Source organism: Myxococcus sp. AM009 (assembly GCF_013372605.1).
Classification (GTDB): Bacteria; Myxococcota; Myxococcia; order Myxococcales; family Myxococcaceae; genus Myxococcus; species Myxococcus vastator.
The window spans coordinates 1-8541 of record NZ_JABXEP010000234.1 but is presented as its reverse complement, the minus strand read 5'-3'; the positions used below and the strand labels follow the sequence as shown (position 1 = coordinate 8541).

The following is an 8541-nucleotide window of genomic DNA, read 5'->3' as shown; positions in this document are numbered from 1 at the left end:
CCCCCGGGCTTGCTTCCTCCCCATCCCCACTTCGAAATTCAAACGCACGGCGCCGAAAACCTTGAGGCCTCCCCTGCGTTTTTTTTCGGGCCGCCTGGAGCCATGCTCCGCCCACACGGCCACACACGCACGCTATGTATGGGCCCTCGCGAGTCGCTCCCAGGATGACCACCGACCTCCCCGCCCCGAAGTCCTCGACCCCCGCGTTCACGGGGACGCTGTTCCACCTCTGGGTCTTCCTCGGCTCCTTCCTGCTCTTCCAGGTGGAGCTCATCCTCGCGAGGCTGCTGCTGCCCTCCTACGGCAGCAGCGCGGCCATCTGGACGACGTGCCTGGTGTTCTACCAGGCGGTGCTGGTGCTCGGTTACTTCTACTCGAGCCGCGTCGCGGTGGCCGCGCACCTGGGCCGCTACCGCTGGGCGCACCTGGGCTTCGTGCTGCTGGCGGTGGTCGTCTTCCCGTTCCGGCTGCACCTCTTCGAGCTGCACCCCGTGGCGGGCATCCTGCTCACGCTGACGCTGTCACTGGGGTTGCCGTTCCTCGCGCTGTCGACGACGAGCGTCGTCGCCCAGGGCTGGTTCACCCGCACGGAGCACCCCTCCCGGGGCGACCCGTTCTTCCTCTACGGGACGTCCAACGCGGGCGCGCTCACGGCGCTGCTCACCTTCCCCTTCCTGGTGGAGCCGGCGCTCGACCTCCAGGAACAACTGGGCGTCTGGTACGTGGGCTACGGCGCGTTCGTCGTCATCGCGCTGCTCTGCATCCAGCGCGTCCGCCCGGCGCTTGCGGGTGGGAGGACGACGTCCGAGCCAGTGGCCCGGAGCGAGCCGGTGCCCCGCGCGCCGCGCGCCTCCCGCATCACCTGGCTGCTGCTGTCCGCGAGCGCCAATGCGCTGCTGCTCGCGGTCACCAACGTCCTCACGCTGGACGCCTCCATCCCGCTGCTCTGGATTCTCCCCCTCTCGCTGTACCTGCTCACGCTCATCGTCTGCTTCTCCAAGCGGCCCCCCACGCCCACGGGGTTGAACCGGCTCGCGCTGGGGAGCCTCGCCGTTGCCGTGGGCGCGGCCATCTTCGCGCTGGCACGCGCGCAGACTTCGCTCCCCTCCCTGGTGCTGCACAGCGCGGTGCTGTGGGTGGGCTGCCTGCTGATGCATGGCAACCTCGTGTGGTGCCGCCCGTCGGACCCGCGCCTGCTGGGCGCGTTCTATCTGCACGTCTCGCTGGGCGGCTTGGTGGGCACCTTGCTGCTGGCCCTCGTCGTCCCCCTGACGCTGGGCTCGCTGGCGCTCCCCTACCTGGACCACGGCATCACCGGCCTGCTCCTGCTGGGCGGGCTGGCGGCGAGGGACATGATGCGCCGAGGCCAGGGGCTGCCCGTCCCGAGGCTGGCGCCCTACGTGTCCAGCGGCGCCGCCCTGTTCGTCGTCGCCGTGCTGCTGCTCTCCGGGTGGATGCTCGCGCGCGGGCGCATTGAAGGCTCGCGCACCTTCTACGGCCTCTACACGGTCAAGGACGCGGGGGGCCTGCGGCTGTTCCAGCACGGCAGCACCGTCCACGGCGTGGAGAACCTCCACCCGGACGCGCGCGGAGAGCCGCTCTCCTACTACCACCGGGGCTCCGCGGTGGGCCGGGTGCTGGCTTCGAAGCGGATCGCGCGTGAGCGCGTGGCCGTCGTGGGGCTCGGCATCGGCAGCCTCGCCGCGTATGGCCGCCCCGGTGAGCGCTGGGACTTCTACGAGCTGGATCCGGAGGTGGAGCGGCTCGCGCGCCAGCACTTCAGCATGCTCGGCTCCAGCCAGGCGGAGCTCCGCGTCCTCGCGGGGGATGCGCGCCTTCGCATGGAGGAAGCCGAGGACGGCGGGTACGACGTCATCGTCCTCGACGCGTTCTCCAGCGACTTCGTCCCCACGCACCTGCTGACCCAGGAGGCGCTGAGCCTCTATCTCCGGAAGCTCGCGCCGGAGGGGCTCCTGCTGTTCCATGTCTCCAGCCGGCTCTTCGACCTGGTCCCCGTGCTCACCCGCTTGAGCACGGAGCTGCGAGTCCAGGGGCTCGTCAATCAGACGGAGCGCCTCACCGCCGAGGAGCTGGCGTCGGGCCGCTCACCCAGCGTCTGGTTCGCCATGAGCGCCAACAGCGGCGTCGTGGCCCGCCTCACCCAGGAGCTGCCCTTCCAGCCGGTGGACACGCCGCCCACGCTGAAGGACAGGCGCGTCTGGTCCGACAGCTACGTCAACCTGCTGCACGCGCTCGCGCCCTGAGGCCGCGGCGGCTACGCGATCTTCTCCCGGGCCGTGAGCCCCTCGGGCGAGGGCGCGCCGGATTCGGCGATGCGCCGGGTGAGGCGGCGGCGGACGACGTCGACGTGCTCCCGGAAGAAGTAGAGGTTCTCCGCGTAGGCCAGGGGCATGGGGATGCGGTTCACCTCGCGCTCGGCCTCGTCGAGCCGCCGCAGCATCTCCTCCAGCATGTCCCGGCCCGGGTCCTCCTCGAGTTGGAGCTCGATTTCCTTCAGCCGCGCGTACCAGCGGAAGATGCGCGAGCGCACGCGCCACTGGTACAGCGCAGGCGCCACCCGGCCCAGGGGCACCAGGACGGCGATGAAGGGCACCAGCATCACCCAGAGCCGGTCCACCAGGTTGGCGGCCCAGAACGGCAGATAGCGGTGCAGGAGCGGAACGCCTGAGTCGTAGTAGCGGCGCGCCTCGCTGCTGAACGGGAAGCCCGCCTCGAGCGCCGCCGGGAATTCGCCCGTGCGGTCCAGGATGCCGGCCTTGCCGTGGACCTCGCTGGCCGCGCGCATCAAGAGGTAGGCCAGTGCTGGGTGGAGCGCCTCGGTGGCCACCAGGTTCGCGGTGGGCGCCAACATCACCACGTCATGGTCCGGCACGTCCGTGGCCAGGTCGAGCACGCCTCGCGGCAGCACCTGCCGGGACAGATAGGGGTAGCGGCGCACGTAGGCCTCGGCCCGCGAGAAGCTGAGGAGGTTGATGTCCGGCACCCGGGCGAGCCGCTGGACGGGGGGTGACTCCGCCGGGGACACGATGAAGACGGCATCGACCTTGCCCTGCTTGAGCTGCTCGATGGCCTCGTCGCGCTCCAGGTTCAAGAGCTCCGTGGGCGCGGCGCCCACGCCGTTGGCCTCCAGCAACTTCGTGGACAGGGCGCGCGTGCCGCTCTCCTCGGGACCCACGACGATGCGCTTGCCCTGCAGAGCGTTCAGCTCGTCGATGAGGGGCCCCCGGTAGAAGACCCACAGCGGCACGTAGGAGAGGCTCCCCAGGGACACGACGTGCGGCGCCTTGGTGGCGTCGGACGTCCCGCTCTGGACGAAGGCCACGTCCACGCCCGACTGCTCGTCCTCCAGCAGCTTGATGCTGGTGAGCGAGCCGTCCGTGGGACGAATCTCCACCGTGACGCCGTGCTTCGCGAGAATCTCCTGGTACTTGCGCGCGAAGTACCGGAAGCCGCCCTCGTCCCCGGCCGCGGCGATGACGAGCTTCTTCGGCGGCGCGGGCTTGACGAAGTAGAACGTGACGGCGAACGCGATGCTGATGATGACGAGCGCGGGGCCCAACGTCATCCAGAGGTCCCACCGCAACGTGCGACGCAGACGAGCCTTGAGCGAGTCCTTCTTCATGGTGGGCGCGGAGTATAGACACGCCGCGCGCCTTCCACGGGGCCCGGCCGCCCGTGGGGCGGCCGGGCCGTCAGAAGGCGGTCACTCCACCCGCCTCCCGAGGAACGGACGCCTCAGCTCTTCCGGCGCTTGGAGCGTGATGCCTCCCAGCCCATCAAGGTCCGGCTGCGCTCGTGGCGCCGGTGGTCGCGCTCGGCGGACGCATTGCGCTGACGGGCCTGGTACGCCTGCTCGCGCCGCAGCCGCTCGTAGCTGGCGAGCCGCGCCTCAGGCAGGGCCCCCGACGACACGGCCGCGCGCACCGAGCACCCGGGCTCCCGCTGGTGCTGGCAGTCGGTGAAGCGGCAGCCGGCGGCCAGCTCGAGGATGTCAGTGAACGTCTGGCCGATGCCGTCATCCTCGCCCCACAGCCCCAGCTCGCGCATGCCGGGCCCATCGATGAGCAGTCCGCCGCCCGGGAGCACGAACAGCTCGCGGTGCGTGGTGGTGTGACGGCCCTTGTCGTCCTCGGCGCGGACCGCCTGGGTGGCCAGCCGCGCATCGCCCAGAAGCCGGTTGACCAGCGTGGACTTGCCGACACCGGAGGATCCGAGGAGCGCCCCCGTCTTCCCGGCCGGCAGTTGCGCGCGAAGGGGCTCGATGCCCTCCCCCGTCCAGGAGCTCAGCGCGAGCACGGGCACGCCCGGAGCCAGGTCCTCCACCTCCGCCACGAGCGCTTCCGCGTCCGGGCGCAGATCCGCCTTGGTGAGCACCACCACGGGCGCGGCGCCGCTGGTCCACGCCAGCGCCAACGCCCGTTCGATGCGGCGGGGATTGAAGTTGCCGTCCAGCCCGGCGACGAGGAACACGACGTCCAGGTTGGCGGCGATGAGCTGCCCGTCGCGCTCACTGCCCGCCTCGCGCCGGGCGAGCACGCTGGCGCGAGGCAGCACCGCGTGGAGCAGCGCCTCGCCCTCCCCGTCGGGGAGTTGGAGCGCCACCCAGTCGCCAATGGTGGGCAGGGATTCGACGCCAGGGGCATGATGGAGAAGCCGGCCCGCGGTGCGCGCCAACAGGGCGCGCGTATCCGTCTGGACCGTGAGCAGCCCTCGATGCTGGCGCACGACGCGGCCAGGGACGAGGGGCAGCGGGGACTGCGAGACGAGCGAAGAGAATGCGTGTTCGAAGGCTGGACCCCAGCCGAGGGTTTCAAGCGACATGGTTGGAAGGACTCCGGACAGAGCGGTGCCACTGGCGCACCTGGTTCTTCAGGGCACCCCGAGGAGCGCACGGCCGCGCTGTGTCGGACCTCACGGCCGGCTAGGCGGCCTGCGCCCTCGAGGCGAACAGGACTTCCACCGCGTCGAGCACAAGGGGCGAGTTCACGAGGCCTCCAGAGGGTTTCAAGGGGCGGCGTCCATCACCGCCCGGCACGGCATGTGTACTCCGGCGAGCGGCGACGGGGAATAGCCACTTCGCCCCTTCGACATGGGTCCCATGGACGCGCGTGCACCGGGCGAGCGCTCGCCTGGTTGGTGGGTTCCGGTGGAAACGGACACGCCCCACTGTTAGGGGCAGATGTTCTCCAAGGAGCAGCCGTGTTCCGCTTCGAAAACGACCGGGCGCTCATCGAATCCTTCCGCCCCAGAGACCGACGCGTCATCGAGATGCCCCCGGGCATCACCTTCCCGCTCTTCGTGCGTGACTACCTCGCCTGGACGGAGACGTCCGGCGCGCGCGTGTACCTCATCTTCTCCGCGCCGGGCAGCCGCAAGCCCATTGGCATCATCTTCCGCCGGGACTCCCTGGGCGGAGAGCCCGTCACCCGCATGTGCGAGTGGTGTCACAGCTATGGCTCGGCTCACGAGGTGTGCCTGCTCACCACCGCCGTGGACAACAAGCGTCGCGTGGGGGTGAACCTCTGCGCAGACCTGCGGTGCAGGGAGAAGCTGGAGGACGCGGCGGACCGCTCCGGCCGGCACCCGCTTGAATTTCTCGGAAAGCTCAATGAGCGAATGTTCCGTTTCGCGCACGAGGCCTTGGGCATCGAGGCGCAGCCCGCCGCCTGATATCCGCCGGGCAATCGGGCTTGACCGTGGAGGCATCCTTCGCTCTTTAGCGAAGTGATGCCCCCTGTCCGCCTCCTCGTTCTCGCCTCGCTGCTGGCCGCGGGGCTCGCCGCCGCCGCTCCCGTCGTGCAAGTGCCAGAGGGTGGCCGCCCCGTGGAAGTGCTGGCCCAGGGGGTCGTCTGCGGGCCGGTCCGCAACGGCTGGAGCCTGGGCCCGGATGGGCGCTCCGTACATCCGCCCGCCAGGCCGGACGACAACATGCGCACGCAGGACCTCAAGGTCGCCGACACCCCGGCGCAGTGCGCGACCAGCGAGCGAATCGTCACGGTGATTGCCACCGGGCCGCTGCCGCGCATCGACTCCTCGGGGACCTCCTTCTATCCGGACGAAGGCCGGCTGGAGCTGCGCGGCGTGGGCCTGTTGAACCTGGGCGTCGCGTGGTCAGGAAAGCCGCGCGGCGAGCCGGAGCGCCCCGCCATGCAAGGGCAGGACGTCTGTCTGTCCCCCTCCAAGCCCCGGGGGCTCGCGGACTGCGCGGTGCCCGTACCGCAGGGCCTGCCCACGGACACGTCGCTGTACTGGATTCCTCCCTACGGCCGCATCGGGCCGGACGTGAAGACCTACGACGCCTTCGGGAACCTGGTGGACCCCGAATCGCTCCGCATCCGCCCCGGCCGCACCATCCTCACCGAGCCCCTGGTGCTCTCCAACGGCATCGACGTGTCGAAGGGGCCGGGCAGCGTCCCCGTCAGCCACTCCGAGGCGATTGCCACCGCCGACTGCGGCATCGCCCGCTGCGAGCCGGACGAGGGCTTCATCTCCGTGCGCAACGTCCCAGGCGTGGATGCCACGGTGACGCTGCGCGCGCGGCTGGTGCCACGTGTCTACTTCTCGCGGGGCGACGTGCTCGATCAGGTCATCACCACCACGCTGTCCGTGCTGGCGTGTCCGCTCACGGCGGTGGAGGGCTCGGTGCTGCGCGGCGCGGAGAACTCCGCGCTCGTGGTCCGGTTGGATCCGGTCTGCGCCCACGACCCGCGCACCCTGCTGTGGACCGTCAACGGCCTGCGCGCCCGCGTGGAGCGCGTGGTGAAGCTGGCGGAGGGCACCTATGTGATGCTGCGCACGGGCGGCACGTCCGACCAGCAGGTCACCATCACCGCGCTGACGTCGCGGCAGGATGGAACGGTGGTGGCATCGGAGACGGCGAAGACGCTGCCCCTCCCCGTGCCCCGTGCCAGCCTGGAGCTGCCCGGACATGGCTCCATCGATTTCATCCCGACCAACCGGCCCGCCGAGGTGAGCATGGCGTCCAACGCGGGCCTGGGACGCTTCGTGCTGGAGCCACTGCCTGGCGCCTACAGCGTCACGACGCGGGAGTCCGTCACCCTCATCCAGGGCGAGGCGGCGCCGGGCGCCTTCGTGGCGCTGCGCTTCGGCTACCGGCTTCCCACGTTGCCCGCAGAGCTGGCCACCACCGACCTGGTGATGGTGGATGAGCGCTTCCAACGCGTGGTGCGCGAGGCCAGCGTGCCCGCCCGCATCGAGAACCTGGTGGAGTTCGTCTGCGCGGACAAGGACGGCAAGGACCAGCAACTGGAGCCCAGCCGCCCCCACCGGATTCCCTATGAGATGCGCAACACCTGTCGCGTCATCGTGCACCGTGAGCGCTTGAAGCCGGAGGATGGGAACCAGGAGGTCCTGCTCCGCATCAGCGTCACGAGGCCGGATGGCTCGGTGCGCGGGGAGAGCGGCGTCGAGCAGCGGATGTTCCTGCGTCCGCAGGGAGAGCAGCGCGACATCCCCGTCCCGGGCAACCTGGGGCAGTACGACCGCATCACCGTCCAGGTCTCCCATGTGGCGGATGAGTCCCGCTACGCCTTGAGCGCGACGGACCGCACGGGCCTGCCGTCCGCGCAGTGGACGGCCATCGTCACCGGTGGCCTCTTCCGGCTCTACACGACGGCCGCCATTCCCGCGGGCCTCTACCGCGCCACCGAACCCACCGGGCAGCTCGCCATCAACTTCGGCGTCGTGTCGCGCCTGGCGTTGCTGAACAACGAAGGCCAGGAGCGGCTGCTTGGGATTGAAGCGGGATTGATGGGACTGGGGCTCGTGCCGCAGTCGGGTGACATCCAGTTCCCGCCGACGCTCGCGGTCGTCCTGGGTCTGGGTCTTCGCGTTCCGATTGGACCGGGCGCCGCCGTGGGTGCGCAGGCGTGGATGGCCTACGAGTTCCGCGGAGACATCCGGCGCCGCACGGGGGGAGACCCTTCGCTGGACCCGGTCGTTCCGTCGAGCAAGTGGTCCTTCATCTTCGGCCCCAGCATCTCTGTCGGTAACGTGGGATTCAATCTCTGAGCGTTGATGAGGCGAACCGGTCCTCGCGGATGAACTCTTCCGCTGAGGACCGGCTCCCACTCGCCCATCCCACACACCCGAGCCGTCCGACTGAAACGGGCTGAAATGCCCCGTTCTGCTACGCCACGCCCGACCTTCCCGCCGCCCTGTGATGCCTGTTCAGCGTCAGCGCGTGCTGACGGTGTCAGTGCGACTGACTGCTGACTGGTGCTGTCTGTGTCATCGTGACCGACTGCTGACCTGTGATGTCTGTGTCAGCCCGATCGTGCGTTGACTGTCTTGCGTGCTGCTGCGTCCTGCCCTGTCCTACCTGCCGCCCGTGCTGCGTACTGCTCGTACCGCCCGATCTACGTGCTGCTACCGCCCGTACCGCCCCGTCCGACCCGCCGCCCTTGCTGCCCCGTCCTGCCGTGCTGCGTACCGCCCTTGCTGCCCCGTCCTGCTGTGCTGCCCCGTCCTACCCGCCGCCCGTGCTGCCCCGTCCTGCTG

At 70.0% G+C, this 8541-nt stretch carries 5 protein-coding genes; 3 read left to right on the top strand and 2 right to left on the bottom strand.

Features of this window, described 5'->3' with window-relative positions:
- Positions 1-164: 164 nt before the first annotated feature.
- Complete coding sequence (locus tag HV824_RS33390; protein WP_176425077.1) at positions 165-2264, top strand: spermidine synthase; 2100 nt, start codon at positions 165-167, stop codon at positions 2262-2264.
- An 11-nt stretch (positions 2265-2275) separates the two neighbouring features.
- On the opposite strand, the gene HV824_RS33385 is transcribed toward HV824_RS33390, so the two are convergent.
- Together HV824_RS33385 and rsgA are read right to left on the bottom strand one after the other, a co-directional pair.
- A complete protein-coding gene (locus HV824_RS33385) occupies positions 2276-3643 on the bottom strand; it encodes a TAXI family TRAP transporter solute-binding subunit (protein ID WP_176425076.1) in 1368 nt (455 codons plus the stop codon).
- A gap of 113 nt (positions 3644-3756) precedes the next feature.
- Positions 3757-4842, bottom strand: coding sequence for a ribosome small subunit-dependent GTPase A (gene rsgA, locus HV824_RS33380; RefSeq protein ID WP_176415960.1), 1086 nt, complete (start codon positions 4840-4842; stop codon positions 3757-3759).
- Positions 4843-5220: 378 nt separating this feature from the next.
- Here rsgA and HV824_RS33375 point away from each other — a divergent pair, with 378 nt between their 5' ends.
- Together HV824_RS33375 and HV824_RS33370 are read left to right on the top strand one after the other, a co-directional pair.
- Positions 5221-5691, top strand: coding sequence for an FBP domain-containing protein (locus tag HV824_RS33375; protein WP_176415959.1), 471 nt, complete (start codon positions 5221-5223; stop codon positions 5689-5691).
- A gap of 57 nt (positions 5692-5748) precedes the next feature.
- Positions 5749-8052 (top strand): hypothetical protein, encoded by a 2304-nt coding sequence (locus tag HV824_RS33370; RefSeq protein ID WP_176415958.1) that lies wholly within the window; start codon positions 5749-5751, stop codon positions 8050-8052.
- Positions 8053-8541: the final 489 nt, after the last annotated feature.